Consider the following 24,270-nt stretch of genomic DNA (forward strand, 5'->3'; position numbering starts at 1 on the left):
TCCGGCAGATGGAGATGGCCGACGACATGCCCCCGCACCTGAAGTCCCTGATGCGCCCGAAACCGCAGCGCCGGCGCACCCGCCCCACCTGGGAGGATGAGGAGGACGCGATGCTGGACCTCCTGGAGACGACCGGCGCGGACCGGAGCGGAAGCCAAGTTCCGTTCCGGTCCGCGGGCCGGTCGTACTGACTCACCGTTGTTCTTGCGGGCCGCCTCGAGGCGGTGGGCCAGGACTGTCAGTCTCGGCCCGCCCTTCAGGGTCGGTTCAAGACCTGACGTCCACCCTTGCGGCGTCCGGCAAGGAGAGCCTTGGTCGTCAGGAGATAGGCGAGGATCCACGGTTCGACGAGATACCGGTGACCCAGCCGCCGCGGTTGGGTGGCCAGCCGGTAGGCCCATTCCAAGCCCAGGGGTCCGAGCCAGCGCGGGGCCGATTTCTGGATACCGGAGTACTGGTCGATCACTCCCCCCACGGCCGCGTAAATCGCCGTCGGCAGCTTCTCCCAGTGCCGGCTCAGGAACTCTTCCTGCAGCGGCATGCCCAGGCCCACGATGACGAAGTCCGGCCGGAACTCCTGCACAGCCTGCACGATGTGGTCCTCAAGCCCCGGATTCCACCCTTCGCCAGACCAACCCTCAACCGTGCGCTCTGCATCCTCTGCACGCAGCAGTTCGACCGTGCGCGCGTTGCTTTCAGGGCTCGCGCCGATGACCGCAACGCGCCGCACCGGGGTGCACCGCATCAGGCCGGGCAGCCAGTCCATGGTGCCGAGGCGGTGCCGCCTGGCGCTGAGCCGGCGCCCGGAGCACCACTTGGCCATCTTCAGAATGGGAAAGCCGTCCGTCAGCACCACCTCTGCCTTGTCGTAGAAGGCACGGAACGTCGGGTTGATCTCCCAGGTGTAAAGACTGTGCAGATTGTGGCCCAGGATCACGGCCTTGCGGTGTTCCTCCCATGTCTGCGAGATCCACTGGTGCAACTCGTTGGAGTCCATTGGTGTCACCCGGATGCCGCTGATCGGAATCTCGATCTTGCCCAGCCTGTCCGCGTGGGCCTGGTACTTGAGCATGTGTTCCCCCATCGGTTCGGCAATTGCTGCCTCATCGTTCGGCGGTCGGCACATCGCCTACCGCCGTGGGATCCCCCAGATCTCAAGTGGCGCACGGGACACCAGCCCGTGGGCGCAGCATCCGGAACACCAGCCCGTGTCTCCCCCCAATGCTCGCCGAATTCACATTAGCAATGCATGACGTGTCTGGGATGCCCCCACTTCCGCGCTGCGGTGTCCCCCCATGTGCAGTCGTTTGCATGTCCGATCCGGGTCGATAACACCATTCGGATCATTGGCGCGCTCCCACATGCCGGTGCTCAAAGCCGCTTAAGCTACGACCAGTTGGCCTGCATGATGTTGACACGCTCACTCCCCCACTCCCCTCTTCGGAGACCTCGTTGACCCAGTCGGATCGCCGGTCTTCAAATGCCGTGGACCGAACACTGACCCCCCCCCATTCACGAATCAAGGAGCCCACATGCCCCCGCCCATGACCGGTCGGATCCTGGTGGTCGACGATGAGATCGACTTGGCGCAATTGATCGAGGGGTATCTGCGCAAGGCCGGCCTCGAGGTCGCTGTGCGCCACGACGGCACCGAAGCCGTCACAGCCGTACGTGCCTTTGACCCAGATGTGCTGGTGCTTGATCTTGGATTGCCAGGTATTGATGGGATCGAAGTGTGCCGTCAGGTACGGGTCTTCTCCCAGTGCCACGTGCTGATGCTCACTGCTCGTGATGATGAGGTCGACAAGATCGTCGGCCTGTCGATGGGCGCCGACGACTACGTGACCAAGCCCTTCAGCCCACGTGAGCTCGTAGCCCGGGTACAGGCCATGCTGCGTCGGGCGCGTACTCGAGACGTCGGCTCTCCTACGACCGCGCAGCACAGCGAGCAGAAGCTGGTGATTGGGGACCTGGTGGTGGACGAGGCCTCCCGCCAGGTGCATCGGGGCCAGGAGCCGGTGGCACTGACCAAGATCGAATTCGACCTGCTCCTGTGCCTGGTGGCCAACCCGCAGCTGGTGCTCTCCCGCCAAGAGCTGGTGAAAATGGTTTGGGACACGGCCTGGACCGGGGATGAGCACCTGGTGGACGTGCACATCGGACGGATCCGCAAGAAACTCGGCGATGAGGCCACCAGCCCCCGGTTCATCCACACCATCCGCGGGATCGGATACCGGATGGGCACCGGAACATGAGCAGCCCTGCCACAACAGCCCGCGGTTGGTCCTGGAGTCCGTTGACGGTGCGGTTGATGCTGGCCCAGACTGCGGTACTGGCCGTCGGGCTGCTCATCGTGGTGATCACCGCGGTGGTCCTCGGGCCAAGAATGTTCTACTACGAGCTCGTCCAAGCCGGCCACGCCAATGAAGCCGCCGGGCTGGTGCATCTGGAGCACGCTTTCCGGTCGGTGAGCCTGACAGCTCTGGCCATCGGTGGATTGCCGGCCCTCTACATCGCTGGGTTGCTCACCTTCTACCTCTACCGCGCGATCGGTCGGTCCCTGGTCTCTTTCAGCACCGCTGCCCAGGAGGTAGCCGCTGGCAACTACGCGGTGCGGGTGACCTCGGCGAAACTGGGTCCGGAGTTCGATTCCCTGGCCGGGTCCTTCAACGAGATGGCCGCCAAACTCGACGCCGTGGAGACTACCCGCCGCCAGATGCTGGCCGATCTGGCCCATGAGATGCGCACCCCCTTGGCCAGCCTCAAAGGATATCTGGAAGGCATCGAGGACGGGGTGGTCGAGTGGGATGATCGGACCACGAGCATTCTGGACGCCCAGATCGCCCGGCTGGAGCGCCTGGCCCGCGACATCCGCCAGCTCACCGCCGCTGAAGAAGGCACGACCGGCTTGCAGCTCACCCCTCAAGACCCTGAGCAGTTGGCGGTCCAGGCGGTCGCGGCCATTGAGCCCGACGCAGTCGGTAAGGATGTGTCGGTCGCATCCTTGAGCACCGGCAGGGGGGTCGCCCCGGTGCTGCTGGATCGGGAGCGAATGGGGCAGGTGCTGGGCAACCTACTGGAGAACGCCCTGCGGCACACCCCGCCCGGTGGATCCATCACCGTGCACACCAATCACACCCCAGACGCCGTCACCGTCACCGTCACCGATTCCGGGGAAGGCATCAGCGACAAGCACCTTCCGCACGTGTTTGAGCGCTTCTACCGCGCCGACGCCGGTCGGGAAGCTCACCGTGTCGGCTCGGGACTGGGCTTGGCCATCAGCAAATCACTGGTCGAGGCCCATGGCGGAACCCTGCAGGCCACCAGCCCCGGACCCGGGCGCGGGACCAGCTTCCGCATCCATCTGCCCCGCCGCACACCCACGGACTGATCTCAGCCCCAGCACCCGAGTGGTTTGTGACAGCGGTAGACACGGTCAGGCATGTCAACGCTTCCAGCATCCCCAGGCAGTAGCGAACCTTCGCCGGCTCACTCGGGGCCAGCCGGAGTGAGATTCTTACGCCGGCGCCTCCTCCCGCTCCGGTCACCTCAATTCCTCATAGGGATTCCCTGCGCCGTTGGTAAAAGCCAATGGCTGTATAAGCGGTACAACAAAATAAAAGCTTGGTGCCGCATTGTCGGCTTCTGCGTGGAGAACCTATGGTGGCCGTCATCTCTATGACGCTAAGGTCACGCAAGTTCGTTTTAAAGGGTGCCCTGGCTTCGGGGGAGGCCGAACCAGGGCACCCTCACACCGCTGACCCGGAAGGACTGTCCGGGGCACCGGCCAATGAGAACTGGGGGTCCTCAATCTGAAAGTTACGTCTTCTCCAGCTCGGGAAATAGGGCGTGAAGCCATATTTGACCAGGTTTGATGGTATCTACACGGCGCCTTTACTCAAGCTCAACAATCGGGACCAGCATCGGGAAGTGGCGCCTCTGGACAGTGGCTGCGCCCTGCTGCGCCGCGTATCTCAGCGGCGTTGCATGAGCACCGGATGGCCATGCGGTCCAAAGCTCAGGGCCAACACGTCCAGTCCACCGTCCCGTCGGTTTGCACTATGGTGACCGTGATGAGTCACGATCACAGCTTCATCAGTGGGGCTTTGTTCGGATGGGACTGCCGCACGAATAGGTGACACCCGATCTGGCTTGCCTGCAGGGCGGCCTGGAAGGATGTTGCTGTGCCCGCTCCCTACCCTCAAGAGTTCCGTGACGATGTCGTCCGCGTGGCCCGCAGTCGCGAAGACGGCGTGACCCTGGCCCAGATCGCCAAGGACTTCGGCATCCACGAGATGACCTTGTCGAAGTGGATGCGCCAGGCCGACGTCGAGGACGGTGAGAAGCCCGGCGTGACGAGAGCCGACTCCGCGGAGAACCGTGAGCTGAAGAAGCGGATCCGCCTGCTCGAGCAGGAGAACGAGGTGCTGCGCCGGGCGGCGGCCTACCTCTCGCAGGCGAACCTGCCGGGAAAAGGCTCTACCCGCTCGTGAAAGAGCTCGCCGCCGACGGGATCGCCGTCGCGGTGACGTGCCGGGTGCTCAAGCTCTCCCGCCAGCCCTACTACCGGTGGTTGGCAGACCCTGTCACGGCTGCCGAGCTGGCCGAGGCGTACCGGGCGAACGCCCTGTTCGACGCCCACCACGATGATCCGGAGTTCGGCTACCGCTTTCTGGTCGACGAGGCCAAGGACGCCGGCGAGGTGATGTGTGAGCGCAGCGCGTGGCGGATCTGCCGGGACAACCGCTGGTGGTCGGCGTTCGGGAAGAAACGGGCGAAGAACGGTAAGAAGCCCGGGTCACCTGTCCATGACGACCTGGTGGAGCGCGACTTCACCGCCGTCGGGCCGAACCAGCTGTGGTTGACCGACATCACCGAGCACAGGACCGCGGAGGGAAAGCTGTACCTGTGCGCGATCAAGGACGTTTTCTCCGGGCGGATCGTAGGCTACTCCATCGACTCGCGGATGAAGTCCAGCCTGGCGGTGCAGGCACTGCATAACGCGATCGCGCGCCGCGGGGATGTGGCCGGCTGTATCGTCCACTCGGATAGGGGCAGTCAATTTCGTTCACGGAAATTCGGCCACGCCCTGAACCGGCATGGCCTGGTCGGCTCGATGGGCAAGGTCGGTGCGGCCGGGGACAACGCCGCCATGGAAAGCTTCTTCGCCCTGCTGCAGAAGAACGTCCTCGACCGGCGGTCCTGGGCGACCCGGGACGAGTTGAGGATCGCCATCGTCACCTGGACCGAGCGGACCTACCACCGACGCCGGCGCCAGGCTCGTCTGGGACGGTTGACCCCCATCGAGTACGAGACCATGATGAAGCCCGCCGTGACCCTCGCGGCATGAAATCCCACCTGTCACCTATCGGTGCGGCAGTCCCGATACCTCGCAATCATGGTGCTGGGCCTGGCTGCGGTCGGCTATGTTGCGGGATTGTGGGCGTCCCGAAGCCATGGACGGTGGCCGATCCACCGCACCGTGCTGTGGTACGCCGGGGTCTTTTGTGCCGGGGCCGGGCTGGTAGGGCCGGTTGCTGAAGCCGCCCGCACGAACTTTTCCGCTCACATGGTTGGGCACCTGCTATTGGGCATGATTGGGCCACTGTGCCTATCGCTCAGTGCCCCTGTCACCCTTGCGCTGCGCGCTCTACCCGTAGCTAAGGCCCGCAAGCTTTCCCGGCTTCTGCGCACTGTTCTTGTGCGGGGGTTGACCCATCCGGTAGTCACCGTGGTGCTCAACGCCGGAGGGTTGTGGGCGCTTTACACCACTGATCTGTACCACTTGATGCACACCTCAGTGTGGCTGCACGCGCTCATCCACACCCACGTCCTCGTGGCCGGGTATCTCTTCACCATAGCGATAGTAGGGATTGACCCGAACCCGCACCGCAGCTCTTTTCCTCTACGGGCAACGGCGCTCATCGGGTTCCTCACAGTCCACTCGATCCTGGCCAAATGGCTTTATGGCCACCCGCCCTCCGGCGTTGAATCCACCGACGCACGCACCGGGGCGCAGATCATGTACTACGGCGGGGACGCCGTGGACGTCACCTTGATCATCGTTTTCTGCGCCCAGTGGTACAGCGCCACCCGCCCTCGTGGAATACCTCAATCAGGCGCTCGTGCGTCGCGCTGAGCACGGAGCCGGCGCCAGCATCCGCCCAGATTGCCGAGGGACAATACGTCTATGGAATACATCGCGGCCGTGCTGCCGTCCATCTGCATCGGCCTCATTTTTTGGCTCGTTCTGCGCTCGATCTTCCGTGGCGACCGTACCGAGCGCGCCGCCGAGCTGGCTTCCCAAGACGACGCCGCACGCTGGTATGAAGAACTGAAGCAACGTGACGGTGGAGCCCTCTCCTTCAGCCCCCGCTCCCCCACCGATAGCGCACCGAAGCGCTGAGCCGGGGTCACTTCTGACGATCCTGGCCAGCGAACGTAAGTGCGGGTGCTGGCTCAGCTGGTGCCGGGCATCGGATCGGTGCTTGACTGCTGCCGCTGTCGATCATGAGCGCGATGACCCTTACCCTGCACACGGCCCACCCGCTGACTCTGCCCACCGAAGTGCACTACGACCAGCCCTACCTCTGGTTCGGCGTCCAGGTGGGGACCGTTGCGCTCTTCGCCACCGCATGGCAACGAACCTCGGGGCGAATCCCTCTGGAACGGGCCGTGGGTCGCAGCGTGAGACTCACCCACCGAGCCGCCCTCGGCAGCCGCCGCAGACCGCGACCGGAACGGGTCCTGGACCAAGGACTTCTGACCAACGACTTGCGTCGCTTGCAACCCCGCAGGCCGGGTCAAGTGCCAGTTCCCCGCGGATACCTCATGTCGCCCAAGCTGAGCCTGCTCATTTGTACAGGTGCCCACTGATCTGGAGGCGCCGGCACATCCTCGCACCCCATTCCGCCGTCAGCCGCGCGCTCTGCCAGGACTTCCGCCCGGCGATGGTTCAGCGCATCCGTGACCACAGCCACGCCAGGTATATCGCAACCGGAACTACTGCGATGACGAGCGCCAACACCAAGTCAATGGACCCCCTCCAGAAGACATACGTGAGCAAACCCACTAGTACGCATCCGAACACCACAAACGCTATAGCGAGACCCGCATCCCCCATGGTCTCCGCATTCTTGCCCTTCCCCCTCATTCTTCTGACACTACGACCGTTTCCAGGTACTTGACCGATGAGCCGTTACATTTTGCGTGTGACCGGGAGCTACGCCTCAGTCGGTCCCCTGGGACAAGAAAATTGAGGCCGCTTGCGGCCGCGATCTCGTGTCAGCGCGTCGACGGCTCATGGCATACCGGTAAGCCATGTTCGGGACGGGGCTTCTCCCAAAGCCTGCGCAGATCGACGGTCGGAGGGTCAGGGGTCATCGGGTGTGAGCGGCGATGACCAGCCAGGTCCTGCGACCATGAGGTCGCCAGCCTCACTGCCTAACCACCCCGGCCGTGCGGGCCTCTAACGCCAGGTCACGAGGAGGTCCCTGAAGACCACGGATCACTTCCCCCAAGCGGAAAGTTCGCCTAGCTTAACTTTCCATGAGAGCGATGACGCCCAGGCCGCCGTCACGAATGGCACCACCGGAGGGAGCACCCACCGGGACACCGCCGGGACCACCGGCCGGGTCCGGGATGGACGCGCCGGCGACTGGGCGTCGATGGGTGGGCCGCCAGCCGTTGGCGTGGTTGCTGGGCCCGGCGTTTGTGGCCGCGGTGGCCTATGTGGATCCGGGCAATGTCGCAGCGAATCTCACCGCCGGGGCGCAGTACGGGTACCTGCTGGTGTGGGTGCTGGTGGCCGCGAACCTGATGGCCGTACTGGTGCAGTACCTGTCGGCCAAGCTGGGACTGGTGACCGGTTCCTCCCTGCCTGAGCTGCTGGGGCAGCGCCTGCCGCGCCGGCGGCGGTTGGCGTACTGGGTGCAGGCCGAGGCCGTGGCCGCGGCCACGGACCTGGCCGAGGTGCTGGGCGGGGCGATCGCCCTGCACATCCTCTTTGGCATCCCGCTGCTGGCCGGGGGTGTGATCATCGGGGTGGTCTCCATGGGGTTGCTGGCGCTGCAGTCTAAGCGCGGGCAGCAGCCCTTCGAGTTCGTCGTCGTCGGGCTGCTGGTCATTATCACGGCTGGGTTCGTCTCCGGACTGTTCTTCGGCCCCGTCTCCTGGGGCGAGGCCGCCGCCGGGATCGTCCCGCGGTTCGAGGGCACCCAGACGGTGCTGCTGGCCGCGAGCATGCTCGGGGCCACCGTGATGCCCCACGCCATCTACGCCCACTCCGCCCTGGCCCGGGATCGCCACGGCAACCCGCCCCCACCCCAGGCACTGCCCCGGCTGCTGGTCGCCACCCGGTGGGACGTGGTGCTGTCCCTGCTGGTGGCGGGCTCCGTGAACATCGCGATGCTGCTGCTGGCCGCCGGCAACCTCGCCGGGGTGCCCGGCACCGACACCATCGAAGGCGCCCACGCGGCGATCACCGCCGCCCTGGGCCCGGCCGTGGGGATCGCCTTCGGGATCGGCCTGTTGGCCTCCGGGTTGGCCTCGACCTCGGTGGGCTGCTACGCCGGGTCCACCATCATGGGCGGGTTGCTGCACCGGAACATCTCCCAGGTCATCCGCCGGGCCGTGACCCTGATCCCTGCCCTGGTGATCATCGCAGCCGGGGTGGACCCGACCTGGGCGCTGGTGCTCTCCCAAGTCGTACTCAGCCTCGGCATTCCCTTCGCGCTGATCCCGCTGGTGACCCTGAGCAGCAACCGAGCCCTGATGGGGCGCTTCGTCAACCCGGTGCCACTGCGAGTGGCGGCCTGGGTGGTGGTGGCCCTGATCGTGGCGCTGAACCTGGCCCTGATCGGACTCATGGTCACCGGGCAGGGCTGAGATGACCCCCGGTAGCGTGGGACCCATGAACCTGAGCGAGATCACCCCGGTGGCCCAGGACTACCTCAAGGCGATCTGGTCGGCCACCGAGTGGGGAGACCCGCCCATCACCACCACCGCCCTGGCCGCTCGGCTGGGCACCACCCCCCCCAACGTCACCGACACCGTCAAACGCCTGGCGGGCCAAGGGCTGGTGGAGTACCGGCCCTATAAGCCGGTCAACCTCACCGGTCAAGGCCGTGCTTATGCGGTCGCCATGGTCCGCCGCCACCGCCTGCTGGAAACCTTCCTGGTTACCACCCTGGGCTACTCCTGGGACCAGGTCCACGAGGAAGCCGAACGCCTCGAGCACGCCGCCTCGGATGAGCTGATCGAACGCATCGACACCACCCTGGGCCACCCAACCCATGATCCGCACGGGGACCCCATCCCTTCCGCCGACGGCCACCCCCACCGCCCCAACCACGCCCTGCGCCTGGACACCGCCCCACCCGGGGCCTACCAGATCACCCGCATCTCCGACGCCGATCCGCACCGCCTCACCCGCTTTCACCACCACGACTTGACCCCCGGCACCGACCTGCACCTGACCGACCGGACCCCCGACGGGGCGGCCACGCTCACGGTGGCACCACAACACCGGATCATCCTGGACTCCGAGGACGCCACCGCAATCTGGGTTCTACCCCGCTGAACACGTTCCCTTGCTGAGCATGCCCTGCCGGGCTGCGCCAAGAGGGCCCCCAAGGAAAGGCACTGCCTCACCCTCTCCACTACCTCGGGGACTCAACGCCCAGCACCTTGACCGCCCTGCTGGTAACCGCTATGGCCACTCGGGCTATGCGCCGAGGGCGAACAGCGACAGGCTCACCGGCTCGACGGCTGCTGACGGATCCCTTGGTGCATCGTCGCGGTCCTTGGGAAACGTCTGGTAGCGGGCCATATGTAGAGAAGGGCGCGCCGGGCTGCTGGTGCAATCGGTGTGCATGGGCCCATCAACGATTGCTCGGTCTGCGCTGAAGATGCGCTTGTTCGATCAGCTCAAGGCGTGGGAGGCCTGCGCGGCACCGGGCATGTGGGCCAGGGTGATTCTCGCTGTGGTGTTCCCGCGGAAGCGTTGCCGGATGCTGATGCCGGTGCTCCACTGGATGAACGGGCCTGTTCCGGGTTCGGTCGTCCAAGGGAGATCATCATGGCTGGTCACGACAAGCAGGCCGAGCACACCAAGGCGGAGCACACCCACGGTGAGAATTGTGGGCATGAGACCGTTGAGCACGGCGATCACGTGGATTACCTCCACGATGGTCACCGGCATGCGGAGCATGAGGACCACTACGACGAGTGCGCGTAGCCTGCCCCGACATCCTTGATGAGGCCCCTGCTCTCTGCAGGGGCCTCTTGCGTTGCACCGATCAACGGGTCAGGGATGATTCCTGCCGCCCTGCTCGGACGCGCGCGTCAAGGGATGTGGTGCGCGTCCGCATGGGTCCGAGGGCACGGCAGGGACGCCTGCTCACACGGGGGTGGGCATGAGCCGGGTCAGAGTAGCTGTTCAGTGGTGTTTCCGCCGTCGGTGGTGCGCAGAACGGTGGCGTCGGCCACCATTAGAGCCTCGATCTCACCGTCGGCGGTGGTGCTTGCGCCCAGGGCGGTGATCTCTCCGAGCGGTTGGTCGCTGGTGGTCCAGGTCTTCCCGGCGTCTGTGCTGGTCAGCAGGTGTCCGTCGATCCCGGCGCCGATGATGGTCTTCTCATCGGCCCAGACGATCAGGGACATCAGCTGCGGGGTGCCCAGGGTCTGCCAGGTGGCCCCGTTGTCGGCGGAGCGCAGGACCCCGTCCTGGGTGGTGGCCACCACGGTGCCGGTATCCGGGGCGATTGCCAGGGCGGCCGGAGCGGAGGGGATCTCGAGGGTGTTCCAGCTGCGGCCGTTGGAGCTGGCGCGCAGTTGGCCGTCGAAGCCGAGCACCCCGGTCGGGCCGGCGGCCAAGGCGTGGAAGTCCGATTCTCCGCCCCGGGAGAGCACCTGCCAGGTCTGGCCCTGATCGGTGGATTCGATCAACCCGACCGGCTCGGGCAGGTCGGTGCCGGGCCCGGGGTGGCCCGAGGCCAGATAACGGCCCTCGGGGGTGACGGTGAAGCCCATCAGGTCCACGACCGGACCCATCTGGGTCAGTTCCCCGTCCTGCAGGTGGAACAGGCCCTCATGGGTGGCCAGCAGGATCGTCCCTGCCCCGGCCCCGCCTCCGGTCACCGTGTCGCGGGTGATGGCGTGCACGTGGGTGATCGCCGTCCCGGGGCTGCTCGCTTCGGCCGGTGCCGGGGTCTGTGCCGGGGACGCACAGGCTGCCAGGGCGCCGGTACCGAGGAGGCCGAGGCCGCCGAGGACCAGGCTTCTGCGGGTGAGGAGGTTCATGGGTCCTTTCCGCCTCGCGTTACCTCGCGAGGACCACCCCCCATTGTCGATCGCCCGGGAAGGGGGCCTGCGGCATTTTCCTTGAAGGTTTGGCGAAGATTCCCGCTGGGACCAGCCATCAGCGCCGGTGCGTGCCGGGTCGAGAGGGACACTGAAGGCATGAATCCTGGCATCGATGCGGTGGCCGGACGGGTGCTGGTGGTCGACGACGAGAAGCCACTGGCCCAGATGATCGCCACCTATCTCACCCGCGCCGGCTATGACGTGGCCACCGCCCACACCGGGCCGGAGGCGGTGGAGGCCGCCCGCGCTCAGGCTCCGGACGTGGTGGTGTTGGACCTGGGATTACCCGGTCTGGACGGGATCGAGGTGTGCCGCAGGATCCGGGGCTTCTCCGAGTGCTATGTGCTGATGCTCACCGCCCGCGGGGACGAAGACGACAAGTTGGCCGGACTGGCCGCCGGGGCCGATGACTACATCACCAAGCCCTTCAGCGTGCGCGAGCTCGTCGCCCGGGTGGCTGCGGTGCTGCGCCGTCCGCGCACCACCGTGACCGCGGTGGAGCCGGCCCGGGTGTTCGGGGAGCTGACCGTCGACCTCACCGCCCACGAGGCCCGGGTGGGCGGTGAGCCGGTGGCGTTGACCCGCACCGAGTTCGACCTGCTGGCCGCACTCACCGCCCGCCCGCACCAGGCCCTCACCCGTCGCCAGCTCATCGACACCGTGTGGGACCCGGCCTGGGTGGGTGATGAACGGCTCGTGGATGTGCACATCGGCCACCTGCGCCGCAAGCTCGGTGAGGATCAGGCCGGTTTCATCGACACCGTGCGCGGGGTCGGCTACCGGATGGTGACCCGGTGAGCGGCCGGCGACGCAACCGGGGGCTGGCTTCCCGGTTCTTCCTGGCCCAGGTCATCGTGGTGGCCGCCAGCATCCTCGCCGCGGTGGTCGTGGCGTCCTTGGTTGGCCCGCCGATCTTCCATGAGCATCTGATCATGGCCGGGCATGCGGAGAACTCCCCGGAGCTGTTCCATGTCGAGCAGGCCTACCGCGACACCAACCTGATCATCCTGGGCGCGGCCCTGGGCACCGCCGCGGTGTGCGCGGCAGCGGTGACCTGGTTCTTCACCCGCCGCCTCCAACGGCCTCTGGGCGCCCTCACCGCCGCGGCCCAGGGCATGGCCCGTGGGCGCTATGACACCCGGGTCCCGGCCCTGGGGGCCGGGGCCGAGGTGGAGGCGGTGGCCACCGCGTTCAACACCATGGCCACCCGGCTGCAGCGCACCGAGGACACCCGCCGGCGGATGCTCTCGGACCTGGCCCACGAGATGCGCACCCCGATCTCGGTGCTTGCTATCTACTGCGAGGCCCTCCAGGACGGGGTGGCCCACTGGGACGAGGCCACCGGGGCGCTGATGACCGACCAGCTGGCGCGCCTGACCCGGCTGGTCGAGGACATCCACGACGTCTCCCGGGCCGAGGAGGGCCGGATCGAGCTGGACCGCACCCCACAGCCCGTCGAGGAGCTGCTGCGCACCGCGGCCGAGACCCACCGGGAGGCCTACGCCGCCAAGGGCGTGACTTTGCTCCTGCACGTCGGCGACTCCGCCGGGGTCGTGGAGGTGGACCGGCAGCGGATCGGTCAGGTGCTGGGCAACCTGCTCACCAACGCCCTGCGCCACACCCCACCCGGCGGCACGGTCACCGTGAGTGCCACCACCCACGGCCCGCACCGGCTCGCCCTGGTCGTGGCCGACACCGGTGACGGGATCGCCGCCGAGCACCTCCCCCAGGTCTTCGAACGCTTCTGGCGCGGGGACACCGCCCGCGACCGCGACCACGGCGGCTCCGGGATCGGCCTGACCATCTCCCGGGCCCTGGTCGAGGCCCACGGCGGGACGCTGAGCGTCACCTCCTCCGGGCCCGGGGCCGGGTCGGTCTTCACCGTGGAACTGCCCCGCCCCACCCGGCACCGCACCCGCGAGGCCAGGGCCGCCGCATGACCCCGCCCTCTTGCACAATACCCCTAGGGGGTATATACCTGGGGGTGGTCAGGGCGTTCCCGGCCCTCACCACCCGCACCGATCGAAAGAGTTTGAGATGACGAATCCGACCCGCTCCCCGTTGCCGATGGCCTCCGCCGGCTGCGCCTGTTGCGCCCCGGCCCCGGCCACCGACCACACCACCCCTGCGGAGGGGACAACGCCGAGTCGATCCACCGCGACCTATCAGGTGGAGGGGATGACCTGCGGCCACTGCGCCAGCAGCGTCACCGAGGAGCTCACCACCGTGGACGGGGTGAGCGAGGTGCACATCGACCTGGTGGCCGGGGGGATCTCCACGGTCACCGTCACCGCCGATCGGGCGCTGTCCGTGGAGGCGGTCCGCGCGGCCGTGGAGGACGCCGGCTACACCCTCGTCAACGCCTGACGAGCCCACTTACTATCTCGGCCCCTCTGCAGGGCCTGCGCGGAAGGAGCACATCATGAGCACCCCGCACCACCACGGCCATCCCCGCCCCGCGGTCCCGGGCCACGAGCACCCCGGCCACGGCCCGGAGCAGCCCCTGGACCACCACAGCCATGGGCGCCACGCCGATGCCGACACCCACGGGCAGGCCATGCCCGCCGATCACCCCCACTCGGGCCTCGATGAGGATCACGTGGTCCACGCCCACGGGGAGCACGCCGGGCATTCCACGGCGATGTTCAAGAACAAGTTCTGGCTCAGTCTCGTGCTGGCGGTCCCCGTGGTGATCTTCAGCCCCATGGTCGGGCACCTGCTGGGCTACCACGTACCCCAGTTCCCCGGCTCGACCTGGATCCCGCCCGTGCTGGGCACGGTCATTTTCTTCTATGGTGGGATGCCGTTCCTCAAAGGTGGGCTCACCGAGCTGAAGTCCCGCCAGCCGGGGATGATGCTGCTCATCGCCATGGCCATCACGGTGGCCTTCCTCGCCTCCTGGGTGACGACCCTGGGGATCGGCGGCTTCAACCTGGACTTCTGGTGGGAGCTGGCGCTGCTGGTGGTGATCATGCTGCTGGGCCACTGGATGGAGATGCGCGCCCTGGGCGCGGCCTCCTCCGCCCTGGACGCCCTGGCCGCGTTGCTGCCCGATGAGGCCGAGAAGGTCCTCGACGGTGAGACCGTCACCGTTGCGATTCATGAGCTGGCCGTGGGCGATGTGGTCCTGGTGCGCTCCGGGGCCCGGGTGCCCGCTGATGGGACCATCATCGGCGGGTCGGCCGAGTTCGACGAGTCCATGATCACTGGGGAGTCCAAGGCCGTCTCCCGCACGGTGGGCGAGGCGGTCGTGGCCGGCACCGTGGCCACCGACAACACGGTGCGGGTGCGGGTGGAGGCCGTCGGGTCCGACACGGCCCTGGCCGGGATCCAGCGGATGGTCGCCGACGCCCAGGCCTCCTCGTCCCGCGCCCAGGCCCTGGCCGACCGGGCGGCGGCCTGGTTGTTCTGGTTCGCCCTGGCCGCCGGGCTGCTGACCGCCATCGCCTGGACCCTGCTGGGCCAGCCCGATGATGCGGTGGTGCGCACCGTGACGGTCCTGGTGATCGCCTGCCCGCACGCGCTGGGGCTGGCCATCCCGCTGGTCATCGCCATCTCCACCGAACGCGCCGCGAAGGCCGGGGTGCTGATCAAGAACCGGATGGCGTTGGAGCGGATGCGCACCATCGACGTGGTCCTGTTCGACAAGACCGGCACCCTCACCGAGGGCGCCCACGCGGTCACCGGCGCTGCCGCTGTGCCCGGAACCTCCGAGGCAGAGCTGCTGGCCTTCGCGGCCGCCGCGGAGGCCGACAGCGAGCATCCGGTGGCTCGAGCCATCGTGCGGGCGGCCTCCGCCCACCCCGAAGCTACTCGCCTGGGCCTGCGCGGCACCGGCTTCCAATCGGCCACCGGACGTGGGGTGCGCGCGAGCGTGGATGGCGCCGAGGTGATGGTGGGCGGACCGAACATGCTGCGCGAACTCGGCCTGTCCACCCCCGCCACGATCGCCGCTGCCACCCGGGAGTGGACCGACCGCGGGGCCGGGGTCCTGCACGTGCTGCGCGACGGGCAGGTCATCGGCGCCCTGGCCCTGGAGGACCAGGTGCGCCCCGAATCTCGCGCGGCCGTCCGAGCCTTGCAGGACCGCGGGGTGAAGGTCGCCATGATCACCGGCGACGCCCGCCAGGTCGCCGACGCCGTGGGGGTCGACCTGGGCATCGACGAGGTCTTCGCCGAGGTCCTCCCGCAGGACAAGGACAGCAAGGTCACCGAACTGCAGTCCCGCGGGCTGACCGTGGCGATGGTCGGCGACGGCGTCAACGACGCCCCGGCCCTGGCCCGCGCCGAGGTCGGCATCGCCATCGGGGCCGGCACCGACGTGGCCATGGAATCCGCCGGAGTGGTCCTGGCCGGCAACGACCCCCGCGCCGTGCTGTCGATGATCGACCTCTCCCGCGCCAGCTACACCAAGATGATCCAGAACCTGGTGTGGGCCACCGGCTACAACATCATCGCCGTGCCCCTGGCCGCCGGCGTCCTCGCCCCGGCCGGGATCGTGCTGTCCCCGGCCGTCGGGGCGGTGCTGATGTCGGTCTCCACCATTGTCGTCGCCCTCAACGCCCAGCTGCTGCGCCGCCTGGACCTGGACCCAGCGCACCTGGCGGCCACCGATGCCGAGGACCGGGCTGCCGCCCTATCGAAGCGGCCCGCGACGGCCCCCACCCACTGACCCACCGATTTCCCACCCCTCCATAAAGCAAAGGACTGAACCCATGAAGCGTTCGACCACCCTGAGCACTCTGGCCCTGGCCTCTGCCCTGGCCCTGGCCGGCTGCGGCACCAGCGGCGAAGAGACCGCCGGTGAGGCACCGGAGACCACCACATCCGCGGCGGCCGGTACCGGGAGCACGGACACCGCCACGACCACTCCTTCCACGTCCGCCCAGGCGGTCACGGAGGAGCACAACGACGCGGACACGATGTTCGCCCAGATGATGATTCCCCACCACGAGCAGGCCGTTCAGATGAGCGAGGTGATGCTCGCCAAGGACGATCTCGACCCGGACATCGAGGCGTTGGCCAACAAGATCGTCGCCGCCCAAGGCCCGGAGATCGACCAGCTCAAGACCATGCTCGAGACCTGGGGGGAGCCCACCTCGATGGAGTCCGGTGGTATGGAGGGCATGGAGTCCGGTGGTATGGAGGGCATGGACCACGGCTCCGATTCCGGTGCAGGCATGGAGGGCATGATGACCGAGGAGCAGATGCAGGAGTTGGAGGCCGCCGAGGGCACCGAGGCCGCCGAGATGTACCTGACCATGATGACCGCCCACCACCGCGGGGCCATCGACATGGCCCAGGAGGAAGTCGCCGAGGGTCAGAATCCGCAGGCCATCGAGATGGCTCAGAAGGTGATTGAGGACCAGGAAGCGGAGATCCAGGAAATGGAGCGTCTGCTGCAGCAGATCCAGGGCTGATATCTGCGGGTTCGCCTCGATCAGGCCTCCACTGTGCGCCCGGGGCGCACGAGTCGGGGCATCACCGGCCACGGGCGGGGGCCTCATCCATCTGGATGAGGCCCCCGCCCGTGGCCGGTGGCAACCGGTGGGCCATGAGCTCAGTCCTCCGTGAGGCCAGAGCCTCGGTGCTGGCCCGGTTCTTAGCCGCGGCCGGCGAGCCAGGTGCGGAAATCGGCGACCTGGGCCTGCTGGGTGGTGATCCCCGCGGCGGCTGCCACCCGCAGCTGGGCGTGCGGGGCCCGGGACTGCGGCTCCAGGAGCTCGATGATCCCGGCCTGGTGGTGCGGAATCATCTTCTGCACGAAGGCGACATCGAAGTCCTCACCGGCCTCCACGGCCGAGAGTTCCTCGATCATCGTCTGGGTTTCCTCCTCCAGGACCTTCATCTCTTCCTGGGCTTCCTCGGGGGCTTGGGCCATGGCCTCCTCGGGAGTCAGCCCGTACCACTCCTCCAACCACCGGGTGAACTGGTCGATCTGGTGCTGCTGGTTGGCGATGATGTTCTCCGCGTGCGTGCGGATGTCCGGGCTGACCCCGCGCTCGAGCTCCAGTTCGGACATCTCGATCGCGGCCTGGTGATGCGGAATGATTTCGGCCAGGAACGTGATTTCCAGCTGCTCGCCCTCCAGCCCGGCCAGGGTCTCACCGAAGTCGTAGGCGGTCGGGGAGGTCGGATCCGGCTGGAGCATCTCCACCGTGGACGGGTCCTGGGCGGGGGACGCGACCGGGGTACTCCCCGGCCCGTGGGCCAGGGCCGGAGCGGTGGCCCCGCCCAGCAGGGCGGTCGCAAGAACAACGGTGGAGGCGGCGGCCGTAGTGCGGCGGCCAAGGAACTGGGTGGAACGCATGATGATGTCTCTTTTCCACGATGAAGAAGCTCGACCCCGATGTGCCGGCCTCGGCAATCCGCCCGTGCCCGACGTGCGCCCAAGCCGCGCGGGTAGAGCTGTACTGAACAGGGAGCGGGGGAAGAGGAAACCCGCCTCCGGGCGGGCCCGATCAGCCCATCAGGATCCTCTTTCACCGACGGAGACCCGTCACGGGTATCCGCCGGTCAGCGTCTGAGCCTGCAGAAAAGGCCAAGTTCCCGCGGAAGCCGCTCTCCACGGAACCCCCGGTAGGGGGCCATCACCCAGGCGGCGGGTGCGTCATGGCGGTGGCCCCCTCCGCAGAGGAGATCCGGCCCGTGACGCCGATCCCGGTGGCCACGGGTGTCCTCACCGCCCCCGCCGCCCGGGTGATGGGTCTGTGGGAGGCGAGACTCAGCCCAGGGAGGCGACCAGTTCGGCGCAGGCGGCCTCGCACCGCCGGCAGGCCTCGGCACAAATCCGGCAGTGCTCGTGCATGGACGCGTGCTGCTCGCACTCATCTGCACACGCCTTGCAGGCCATCTGGCAGGCCTTGATCGCATCCAAGGTGATGTTCGCGTCGTAGCCGGTGTGCCGCGAGAGCACACGTCCGGTGGCCTCGCACAGGTCCGCGCAGTCGAGGTTGGTGCGGATGCACTTGGTCAGCTCGGCGACCATGTCCTCGGACAGGCAGGCATCCGCGCAGGCGGTACAGGTCTGGGCGCACTGGAAACAGGCCTGGATACAGGCGGCCAGCTTCCCCTTGTCCACCCCGCCGAGGTCCTTCGGGTAGGCCTCCAGCATCGCACTCACGTGATGGGTCATGGCTTGCTCCTTCGTCGGCTTCCTCGAGGAGACGAACCAGCCGGAACCAGCCCGCCATACCATCGACAGTAAACTGCCTTTTCCGTGTGGCGCGCCCCAAATTCTTGAAGATTTGATGAAGATCCAGGCCACAGTGGCGCACAGCGCTACTCCCTCGGGCGGCCTTCTCCGCCGGGGATCCGGGCAATTATGGAGTTTTCATGAAGAAATCGCGCTGCGCGGCCCAGAACGGCATCCCCGAAACTTCTCAATCTGAAGGAAAGCTCAAGGAATCCTCAAAGTCTTCTCCGTGCCACCCCTCGTGATACTGAAGGCCGCCCACGACCCAAAACCCCCTCGCCCTGGGGGGTGGTGTCCATGCAGGGCCGTGCACTGACGCCATTTCCCCTAGTCACACGGCATTGGATGCGACGCCAGTCGTGATGCGGAGCCACAGGAGCGACGAACCCACGGCTTCTGGGCCGGGCCTTTTCAGAGTCGGCAGCCAAAGCTTTCAGACCCGGCCGAAGAAAGAATCCGGGCCGTGATCTAAACGTGACACTTTCGTTATGAGTGGGCTACTGTCCACTGCGTGCCGCTGATTGATCCGGTCGGCGCCCTCGTGCACATCGCCGAATTCTGCCGGTGCTCGGGGTTCCTGAAGAGAAATCGCTTGGCAGAAGCGGGGGAACCATTTTCGGTCCTGGGGTCCGGGACCTAGGGGTTAAGTCACCCGGAACGCATGCGTCCGGGGCGGCCGGGTGTCTCCCACCCGCATCCGACAGCTCACCTCGTAGGCAAAGGGAGGAACACACCCCATGACCATTTTTAAGCGCCGTACTGCCCGCCACCGCGCCGAGACCACCTCGCCCCTGGTGCGTACCACCACGGTCGCGGCTGCCGCAGGTGCGGCAGTGATCGGCTCCATCGCCCCGGCTCAGGCCTACGCCGAGGTCCCGACGGACACCGCCACTGCCTACTCGGCCCCCGCGTCCGCTCTGGCGGCCTACTCTTCGACAGCCCCCCGGGCCGTCGTTGCCCCCCAGGCCGTCTCCCCCCAGGCCTCGGCGGCTCCTGAGCAGAGCGCTTCGACCGCGACGGTGTCCACCCAGTCGACGGATATCACCGAGATCACCGGCGCGTCCGGGATTGTGGGCACCGCGATGCAGGGCGCCGGCACCGGCTACGTCTGGGGCGGGACCGCCTTCGGCGCCTGGGACTGCTCCGGATTCACGAAGTGGGCCTACGCCCAGAACGGCATCGAGATCCCCCGCACCAGCTTCCAGCAGATCGCCGCGGCCACCCCCACGACCAACCCGCAGCCCGGAGACCTCGTCTCCCAGAACGGCGGGGCCCACATCGGCATCTACATCGGCGGGGGCAAAATGATCTCCGCCCTGAACCCCGCCCAGGGCACCTTCGTCCACTCCGTCAACGCCATGCCGGTGGACGGGTACTACACCTACCGCTGACCCGGTGCGCCCTCCGCAACGGCCTGAGTCGCTGCGGAGGGCCCCGGTCGTTGCAGCTGCTGATCCAGGGAATTCCTGCCTCGCGAGTGAGTTTTTCCTCCCCTGCAGACACCCCACCGTTCCTCCACTTCTCCGCCGTGCGCGGTGCTCCTGATCCGGGGCCCGCTCTGCCGGACCCCGCGACATCTTGCGCCCCCGAGCGGGGTGCTCCGTGCTGTCACCGCACCGTTCCGGCAGATCCGCCCGGCCCGCCAGAAAGCCTGCACAACTCCTCATGACTCGTGACCTGACCTCCCCCAACGGCATCACCTCCCTCCTCACCGGCAAGGCCCGCACCGTGGCCGCCGTCGCCGCCTTCTCCGGCCTGGCCCTGGCCACCACCGTCTCGGTGCAGGCCACCCCGGCCCCGGATGCCTCCGCTGAGGCTCCGCTGTCGGCCGTCGCTGCCGCCACCCCCACCGCAGCGCCCACCCCGTCCCTGGAGCCGGTCGCCCACGTGACCACAGCCGAGAAGCAGACCGACCAGAAGACCGAGCAGAAGAAGGCCGAGCATAAGAAGACCGAGCAGAAGCTCGATGTTCCGGCCGTTGTGGCACCCGGTGGGGCCGTTCCGGCGCCGGCCGCCACGCCCGTTTCGGCCAACGCACCGGCCAACACACTCGCCGCGAAGCCAGTTGTCCAAGAAGCAGCTATTCAAGAACCAGTCGTCCAGACGGTCCCGGAGCCTGTCACCGAGCCTGCCCCGGTGGCGGTTCCCGCCCGGGAACCAGCCGCGCAGGCTGGCCCGAGGACCGCCGTCGCTTCTGCCCCAAAGCCAGCTACGCCGGCCGCTCCGTCCGCTGAGCGCACGGTCACCTCGCTGAGCTCGCCCTCCGGCAAGAGCGCGACCATCGCCTCCGCTGCCATGGGACAACTAGGCACCGGTCAAGACTGCACCGCAGCGGTGAGCAACGCCCTGCGGGCGGCCGGGATCAACTTCCGCGGGTGGCCGGCTGATTACTTCACGCTCGGCACCCGGGTCTCCGCCGGCCAGGCCCAGCCCGGCGATCTCGTCTACTACGCCGATGGCGGCATGGGCACAGCCCACATCGGCGTCTACATCGGCGGCGGCAAGGCCGTCCACGGCGGCTGGAACGGTGGCAGCACCGTCGTCGACAGCGTCAACGTGGGCACCGGCCCGGTCTACATCCGCGTGCGCTGACCGCACGCAAACACCGATTCCGGGTGCGCGGTTCCTGGCCGGCCAGACAGGTTCCGCGCCCCCGGGATCCACGCCTGGGGGCACTTTTAGGTATCAAGGCAGCCGGCCGTTGTCGTGCCGGCATCCCGGGTGCATCCCACTGGAGTTGTCTGCGCTCAACCGCCTTGATGTCGACGATGACCCCATTCGATGTAGAGCTGGGAAGGCTGCGGTGTTCTTCGGATGACAAGACCCGGCACAGTCCCTGACCACCCTCCAGCGGCCAACGCCCTCAGCTCCGATGACCCTGGAGAAGATGACCCTGGAGAAGTCGGCCCCTCGTTGAAGGGGGGGCGGGCCGGGATCCGGGGCGGGATGCACCGGGAACCGTTGGCGTGGCGACGTTGCGAGATGCCGCCCCGCCGTTGGACGCCGTTTTCCCGGGCAGCGTGCATGAATAACTCATATCCTTCCGGCTCTGCCGCAGACTGGGCTTCAGGACAGGTCCACCGCGCCCACCAACGCAGATTTGCGGTCGATGGCCGCGGGGCAGGCTGTGGCGCCGTTCCATGGCCAGGCTTTTGCTCCTGCCCGGCTCTGGCCGGTGGGACCACGGCCGGATGCCCTCGTCCTGACCGATGTGTGGCGGAAGGAGCGATATGTGCACCTGGACGGTGGCAGCGGCACTGAGAACCTCCGTCCATGTGGAAGGTTCCGTGGCCCCGTCCCTGGTGCCGGCCCTCGCGGTCCACGACGGTGTCGGACGCGACGGCCCAGGAGGCGTTTGTCTCACCATGCACGTGGAGGCAGGTACCAGCGCTACGTCCCATGTCGCGGCGCTGTCCGCTCTGGCGACCGATGTACTGCCGTGGGTGGCCGGAGCAGAGCTAGTGGATCTATGGGTGTCTGCCCACGCGCAGCGTTCGCTGGATCTCAGGGCACTCCTTCCCGGCCAGCCCACCACGACCTCCCGGCATCACCCTGCCCCTACTCCTGGTCTCCCGCTGTGTCCGCGTGAACGAGGCCGGGGTGCTTCCGGCCCGCGGGCTGAGAAGCCCGAGGCGCCGGATCCATGACGTCACCGGCACCAGGGCCGGGCGAGACGTCTCGTCACCGGCACGTCGGCCATACTGCACCGGCCGGACCACCTCACGCCCGGAGCCGCACGCACGGCCCCACCCACTGATCAAGGAGCCCCCATGCCCACGCCCCCGACCGGCCGGATCCTGGTGGTCGATGACGAGACCGACCTGGCGCAGCTCGTGGCGGAGTATCTGCGCAAGGCCGGGTTGGAGGTCGCCGTGCGTCACGACGGCACCGAAGCCGTAGCAGCGGTGCGCGATTTCACCCCGGACGTGCTGGTGCTGGATCTGGGGTTGCCGGGGATCGATGGCATCGAGGTGTGCCGCCAGGTGCGGGTCTTCTCGGACTGTTACGTGCTGATGCTCACGGCCCGCGATGACGAGGTGGACAAGATCGTGGGTCTGTCCGTGGGCGCTGACGACTACGTGACCAAGCCGTTCAGCCCGCGTGAGCTCGTGGCCCGGGTCCAAGCCATGTTGCGTCGGGCCCGCACGGGAGGCGCCGCATCCGCTGCTGGCTCCCGGTCAGCTCAGCAAGCCCTGGTGATCGGGGAGCTGGTGGTGGACGAGGACTCCCGTCAGGTGCATCTGGCCGGGGAACCGGTGGCGTTGACGCGGATCGAGTTCGACCTGCTCCTGTGTCTGGCTGCCCGCCCGCAGCTGGTGCTCTCCCGTCGGCAGCTGGTGGAGATGGTTTGGGACACGCACTGGACCGGGGACGAGCACCTGGTGGATGTGCACATCGGTCGGATCCGCAAGAAGCTCGGCGACGAGGCCGCCAGCCCACGGTTCATCCACACGATTCGTGGGATCGGCTACCGAATGGGCACCGGACGATGAGCACCGCCGTCTCTTCCCGCGCCCGGCGCTGGTCCTGGAGCCCGTTGACGGTGCGGCTGATGTTGGCCCAGACCGCGGTGCTGGCCATCGGGCTGATCATCGTGGTGATCACCGCGGTGCTGATCGGGCCGCGCATGTTCTACCACGAGCTCGTCGAGTCCGGGCACGCTGATGAGGCCCTCGGGCTGGTGCACCTGGAGGACGCCTTCCGCTCGGTGAGTCTCACCGCCCTGACCATCGGAGGACTCCCGGCGCTCTACATCGCCGGGATGCTCACCTTCTACCTCTACCGCACGATCGGGCGGTCCCTGGCCTCCTTCAGCACCGCCGCCGGGGAGGTGGCCGTGGGCAACTACGACGTGCGTGTCACCTCCACCAAGCTGGGCCCGGAGTTCGACTCCCTGGCCGGGTCCTTCAACGACATGGCCGCCAAGCTCGACGCTGTGGACACCACCCGCCGGCAAATGCTGGCCGATCTGGCGCACGAGATGCGCACCCCTCTGGCCAGCCTCAAAGGACACCTGGAGGGCATCGAGGACGGGGTGGTCGAGTGGGACGAACGGACCACCGGCATCCTCTACGCCCAGATCGCCCGGCTGGAACGGCTGGCCCGTGACATCCGCCAGCTCACCGCTGCCGAGGAAGGCATGACCCATTTGCAGCTCACTCTTCAGGACCCGGGCCGGCTGGCAGCCCAGGCGGTCGCGGCCGTCCAACAAGATGCCGCTACCCAAGACGTCTCGGTGACCGCCATCAGCACCGGCACGGAGGCCACACCGGTGTTAGTCGATCGGGAACGGATGGGACAGGTGTTGGGCAACCTGTTGGAGAACGCCCTGCGCCACACCCCATCCGGCGGTGCCGTCTCCGTGCGCACCGACCACACCCCGGAGGCCGTCAGCGTCACCGTCACCGACACCGGGGAAGGCATCGGCCCGGAGCACCTCCCGCACGTCTTCGAACGCTTCTACCGCGCCAATTCCGGCCGGGAGGCCCACCGCGGAGGCTCCGGCCTGGGACTGGCCATCAGCAAGTCCCTCGTCGAAGCCCAGGGCGGGACCCTGGAGGTCGCCAGCGGCGGCCCCGGGCGCGGGACCAGTTTCCGGATTCACCTACCCCGCCACACGCCCCCGGTTTGATCCCAGCATCATCACCAGATCGTGGGGTGGCGACGGCGGGCCGTGCCTGCCGCACAGAGCGCGTCTGCTGCGGCGGGCA

21 protein-coding genes, 1 pseudogene and 1 riboswitch are annotated in these 24,270 nt (G+C 67.6%); of the genes and pseudogenes, 17 read left to right on the forward strand and 5 right to left on the reverse strand.

Going from position 1 to position 24,270, the window contains the following annotated elements:
• Positions 1–191: pseudogene (locus GMA12_RS18335) on the forward strand (hypothetical protein); the annotation flags it as partial.
• Positions 192–256: 65 nt separating this feature from the next.
• Here GMA12_RS18335 and GMA12_RS17165 read toward each other — a convergent pair.
• Positions 257–1,072, reverse strand: coding sequence for a WecB/TagA/CpsF family glycosyltransferase (locus GMA12_RS17165; RefSeq protein WP_162460010.1), 816 nt, complete (start codon positions 1,070–1,072; stop codon positions 257–259).
• Positions 1,073–1,532: 460 nt separating this feature from the next.
• Between GMA12_RS17165 and GMA12_RS17170 the strand changes: the two genes are divergently transcribed.
• The 7 genes from GMA12_RS17170 to GMA12_RS17200 all read left to right on the forward strand — a co-directional run bounded on the left by GMA12_RS17170 (position 1,533) and on the right by GMA12_RS17200 (position 9,580).
• Positions 1,533–2,255: a response regulator gene (locus GMA12_RS17170; RefSeq protein ID WP_156270727.1), complete on the forward strand. Its 723-nt coding sequence runs from the start codon at positions 1,533–1,535 to the stop codon at positions 2,253–2,255.
• A 56-nt stretch (positions 2,256–2,311) separates the two neighbouring features.
• Positions 2,312–3,391 (forward strand): sensor histidine kinase, encoded by a 1,080-nt coding sequence (locus GMA12_RS17175; protein WP_156270728.1) that lies wholly within the window; start codon positions 2,312–2,314, stop codon positions 3,389–3,391.
• Between the two features lie 793 nt (positions 3,392–4,184).
• Positions 4,185–5,350 (forward strand): IS3 family transposase gene (locus GMA12_RS17180; RefSeq protein ID WP_162460011.1). Its coding sequence is split into 2 segments (ribosomal slippage): positions 4,185–4,469 and positions 4,472–5,350, totalling 1,164 coding nucleotides; the frame shifts between segments, so codons are not numbered across the junction.
• A 48-nt stretch (positions 5,351–5,398) separates the two neighbouring features.
• Positions 5,399–6,139: a cytochrome c oxidase assembly protein gene (locus GMA12_RS17185; protein ID WP_156270729.1), complete on the forward strand. Its 741-nt coding sequence runs from the start codon at positions 5,399–5,401 to the stop codon at positions 6,137–6,139.
• Between the two features lie 51 nt (positions 6,140–6,190).
• A complete protein-coding gene (locus GMA12_RS17190) occupies positions 6,191–6,406 on the forward strand; it encodes a hypothetical protein (RefSeq protein ID WP_156270730.1) in 216 nt (71 codons plus the stop codon).
• Positions 6,407–7,641: 1,235 nt separating this feature from the next.
• Entirely contained in the window at positions 7,642–8,886 is a 1,245-nt protein-coding gene (locus GMA12_RS17195; protein ID WP_156270731.1) for an Nramp family divalent metal transporter, read from the forward strand.
• A gap of 25 nt (positions 8,887–8,911) precedes the next feature.
• Entirely contained in the window at positions 8,912–9,580 is a 669-nt protein-coding gene (locus GMA12_RS17200; protein ID WP_156270732.1) for a metal-dependent transcriptional regulator, read from the forward strand.
• 342 nt (positions 9,581–9,922) lie between these two features.
• Here GMA12_RS17200 and GMA12_RS18585 read toward each other — a convergent pair whose 3' ends face one another.
• Both GMA12_RS18585 and GMA12_RS17210 read right to left on the reverse strand, forming a co-directional pair.
• On the reverse strand, positions 9,923–10,201 hold the full coding sequence (locus GMA12_RS18585) for a hypothetical protein (protein ID WP_206064733.1): 279 nt from the start codon (positions 10,199–10,201) through the stop codon (positions 9,923–9,925).
• A 224-nt stretch (positions 10,202–10,425) separates the two neighbouring features.
• Positions 10,426–11,301 (reverse strand): F510_1955 family glycosylhydrolase, encoded by an 876-nt coding sequence (locus tag GMA12_RS17210; RefSeq protein ID WP_156270733.1) that lies wholly within the window; start codon positions 11,299–11,301, stop codon positions 10,426–10,428.
• Positions 11,302–11,460: 159 nt separating this feature from the next.
• On the opposite strand from GMA12_RS17210, the gene GMA12_RS17215 reads away from it, so the two are divergent.
• The 5 genes from GMA12_RS17215 to GMA12_RS17235 all read left to right on the forward strand — a co-directional run bounded on the left by GMA12_RS17215 (position 11,461) and on the right by GMA12_RS17235 (position 16,784).
• A complete protein-coding gene (locus GMA12_RS17215) occupies positions 11,461–12,162 on the forward strand; it encodes a response regulator transcription factor (RefSeq protein WP_156270734.1) in 702 nt (233 codons plus the stop codon).
• Complete coding sequence (locus tag GMA12_RS17220; RefSeq protein WP_162460012.1) at positions 12,159–13,304, forward strand: sensor histidine kinase; 1,146 nt, start codon at positions 12,159–12,161, stop codon at positions 13,302–13,304. Before GMA12_RS17215 ends, GMA12_RS17220 begins: the two co-directional genes overlap by 4 nt.
• A gap of 97 nt (positions 13,305–13,401) precedes the next feature.
• Positions 13,402–13,731: a heavy-metal-associated domain-containing protein gene (locus GMA12_RS17225; protein ID WP_156270735.1), complete on the forward strand. Its 330-nt coding sequence runs from the start codon at positions 13,402–13,404 to the stop codon at positions 13,729–13,731.
• A 274-nt stretch (positions 13,732–14,005) separates the two neighbouring features.
• On the forward strand, positions 14,006–16,036 hold the full coding sequence (locus GMA12_RS17230) for a copper-translocating P-type ATPase (RefSeq protein ID WP_206064734.1): 2,031 nt from the start codon (positions 14,006–14,008) through the stop codon (positions 16,034–16,036).
• Between the two features lie 43 nt (positions 16,037–16,079).
• Positions 16,080–16,784, forward strand: a complete 705-nt coding sequence (locus GMA12_RS17235; RefSeq protein ID WP_156270737.1) for a DUF305 domain-containing protein — start codon at positions 16,080–16,082, stop codon at positions 16,782–16,784.
• A gap of 182 nt (positions 16,785–16,966) precedes the next feature.
• Here the strand turns inward: GMA12_RS17235 and GMA12_RS17240 are convergent, their stop codons facing one another.
• Together GMA12_RS17240 and GMA12_RS17245 are read right to left on the reverse strand one after the other, a co-directional pair.
• The gene (locus GMA12_RS17240; protein WP_156270738.1) at positions 16,967–17,674 is read right to left on the reverse strand and encodes a DUF305 domain-containing protein; all 708 of its coding nucleotides are present in this window, start codon (positions 17,672–17,674) and stop codon (positions 16,967–16,969) included.
• A gap of 414 nt (positions 17,675–18,088) precedes the next feature.
• Positions 18,089–18,499, reverse strand: coding sequence for a four-helix bundle copper-binding protein (locus tag GMA12_RS17245; RefSeq protein ID WP_085108564.1), 411 nt, complete (start codon positions 18,497–18,499; stop codon positions 18,089–18,091).
• Between the two features lie 599 nt (positions 18,500–19,098).
• Positions 19,099–19,290: riboswitch (cyclic di-AMP (ydaO/yuaA leader) on the forward strand.
• A 6-nt stretch (positions 19,291–19,296) separates the two neighbouring features.
• On the opposite strand from GMA12_RS17245, the gene GMA12_RS17250 reads away from it, so the two are divergent.
• From GMA12_RS17250 to GMA12_RS17265, 4 genes are all read left to right on the forward strand, one after another.
• On the forward strand, positions 19,297–19,950 hold the full coding sequence (locus GMA12_RS17250) for a C40 family peptidase (RefSeq protein WP_156270739.1): 654 nt from the start codon (positions 19,297–19,299) through the stop codon (positions 19,948–19,950).
• A gap of 274 nt (positions 19,951–20,224) precedes the next feature.
• A complete protein-coding gene (locus GMA12_RS17255) occupies positions 20,225–21,151 on the forward strand; it encodes a C40 family peptidase (protein WP_156270740.1) in 927 nt (308 codons plus the stop codon).
• 1,178 nt (positions 21,152–22,329) lie between these two features.
• A complete protein-coding gene (locus GMA12_RS17260; protein ID WP_098055258.1) occupies positions 22,330–23,052 on the forward strand; it encodes a response regulator in 723 nt (240 codons plus the stop codon).
• A complete protein-coding gene (locus GMA12_RS17265; protein ID WP_240898939.1) occupies positions 23,049–24,191 on the forward strand; it encodes a sensor histidine kinase in 1,143 nt (380 codons plus the stop codon). The genes GMA12_RS17260 and GMA12_RS17265 overlap by 4 nt, the downstream gene beginning before the upstream one ends.
• The last annotated feature ends 79 nt before the right edge of the window (positions 24,192–24,270 follow it).

The organism is Kocuria sediminis, from assembly GCF_009735315.1.
GTDB lineage: Bacteria > Actinomycetota > Actinomycetes > Actinomycetales > Micrococcaceae > Kocuria > Kocuria turfanensis.

Bases quoted from the DNA above. Each gene is read 5' to 3' on its own strand.
- GMA12_RS17165 (WP_162460010.1), bottom strand. From the start codon at position 1,072: ATGCTCAAGTACCAGGCCCACGCGGACAGGCTGGGCAAGATCGAGATT.
- GMA12_RS17170 (WP_156270727.1), top strand. From the start codon at position 1,533: ATGCCCCCGCCCATGACCGGTCGGATCCTGGTGGTCGACGATGAGATC.
- GMA12_RS17175 (WP_156270728.1), top strand. From the start codon at position 2,312: ATGCTGGCCCAGACTGCGGTACTGGCCGTCGGGCTGCTCATCGTGGTG.
- GMA12_RS17185 (WP_156270729.1), top strand. From the start codon at position 5,399: ATGGTGCTGGGCCTGGCTGCGGTCGGCTATGTTGCGGGATTGTGGGCG.
- GMA12_RS17190 (WP_156270730.1), top strand. From the start codon at position 6,191: ATGGAATACATCGCGGCCGTGCTGCCGTCCATCTGCATCGGCCTCATT.
- GMA12_RS17195 (WP_156270731.1), top strand. From the start codon at position 7,642: ATGGACGCGCCGGCGACTGGGCGTCGATGGGTGGGCCGCCAGCCGTTG.
- GMA12_RS17200 (WP_156270732.1), top strand. From the start codon at position 8,912: ATGAACCTGAGCGAGATCACCCCGGTGGCCCAGGACTACCTCAAGGCG.
- GMA12_RS18585 (WP_206064733.1), bottom strand. From the start codon at position 10,201: ATGCCGGTGACCATCGTGGAGGTAATCCACGTGATCGCCGTGCTCAAC.
- GMA12_RS17210 (WP_156270733.1), bottom strand. From the start codon at position 11,301: ATGAACCTCCTCACCCGCAGAAGCCTGGTCCTCGGCGGCCTCGGCCTC.
- GMA12_RS17215 (WP_156270734.1), top strand. From the start codon at position 11,461: ATGAATCCTGGCATCGATGCGGTGGCCGGACGGGTGCTGGTGGTCGAC.
- GMA12_RS17225 (WP_156270735.1), top strand. From the start codon at position 13,402: ATGACGAATCCGACCCGCTCCCCGTTGCCGATGGCCTCCGCCGGCTGC.
- GMA12_RS17230 (WP_206064734.1), top strand. From the start codon at position 14,006: ATGTTCAAGAACAAGTTCTGGCTCAGTCTCGTGCTGGCGGTCCCCGTG.
- GMA12_RS17235 (WP_156270737.1), top strand. From the start codon at position 16,080: ATGAAGCGTTCGACCACCCTGAGCACTCTGGCCCTGGCCTCTGCCCTG.
- GMA12_RS17240 (WP_156270738.1), bottom strand. From the start codon at position 17,674: ATGCGTTCCACCCAGTTCCTTGGCCGCCGCACTACGGCCGCCGCCTCC.
- GMA12_RS17245 (WP_085108564.1), bottom strand. From the start codon at position 18,499: ATGACCCATCACGTGAGTGCGATGCTGGAGGCCTACCCGAAGGACCTC.
- GMA12_RS17250 (WP_156270739.1), top strand. From the start codon at position 19,297: ATGACCATTTTTAAGCGCCGTACTGCCCGCCACCGCGCCGAGACCACC.
- GMA12_RS17255 (WP_156270740.1), top strand. From the start codon at position 20,225: ATGACTCGTGACCTGACCTCCCCCAACGGCATCACCTCCCTCCTCACC.
- GMA12_RS17260 (WP_098055258.1), top strand. From the start codon at position 22,330: ATGCCCACGCCCCCGACCGGCCGGATCCTGGTGGTCGATGACGAGACC.
- GMA12_RS17265 (WP_240898939.1), top strand. From the start codon at position 23,049: ATGAGCACCGCCGTCTCTTCCCGCGCCCGGCGCTGGTCCTGGAGCCCG.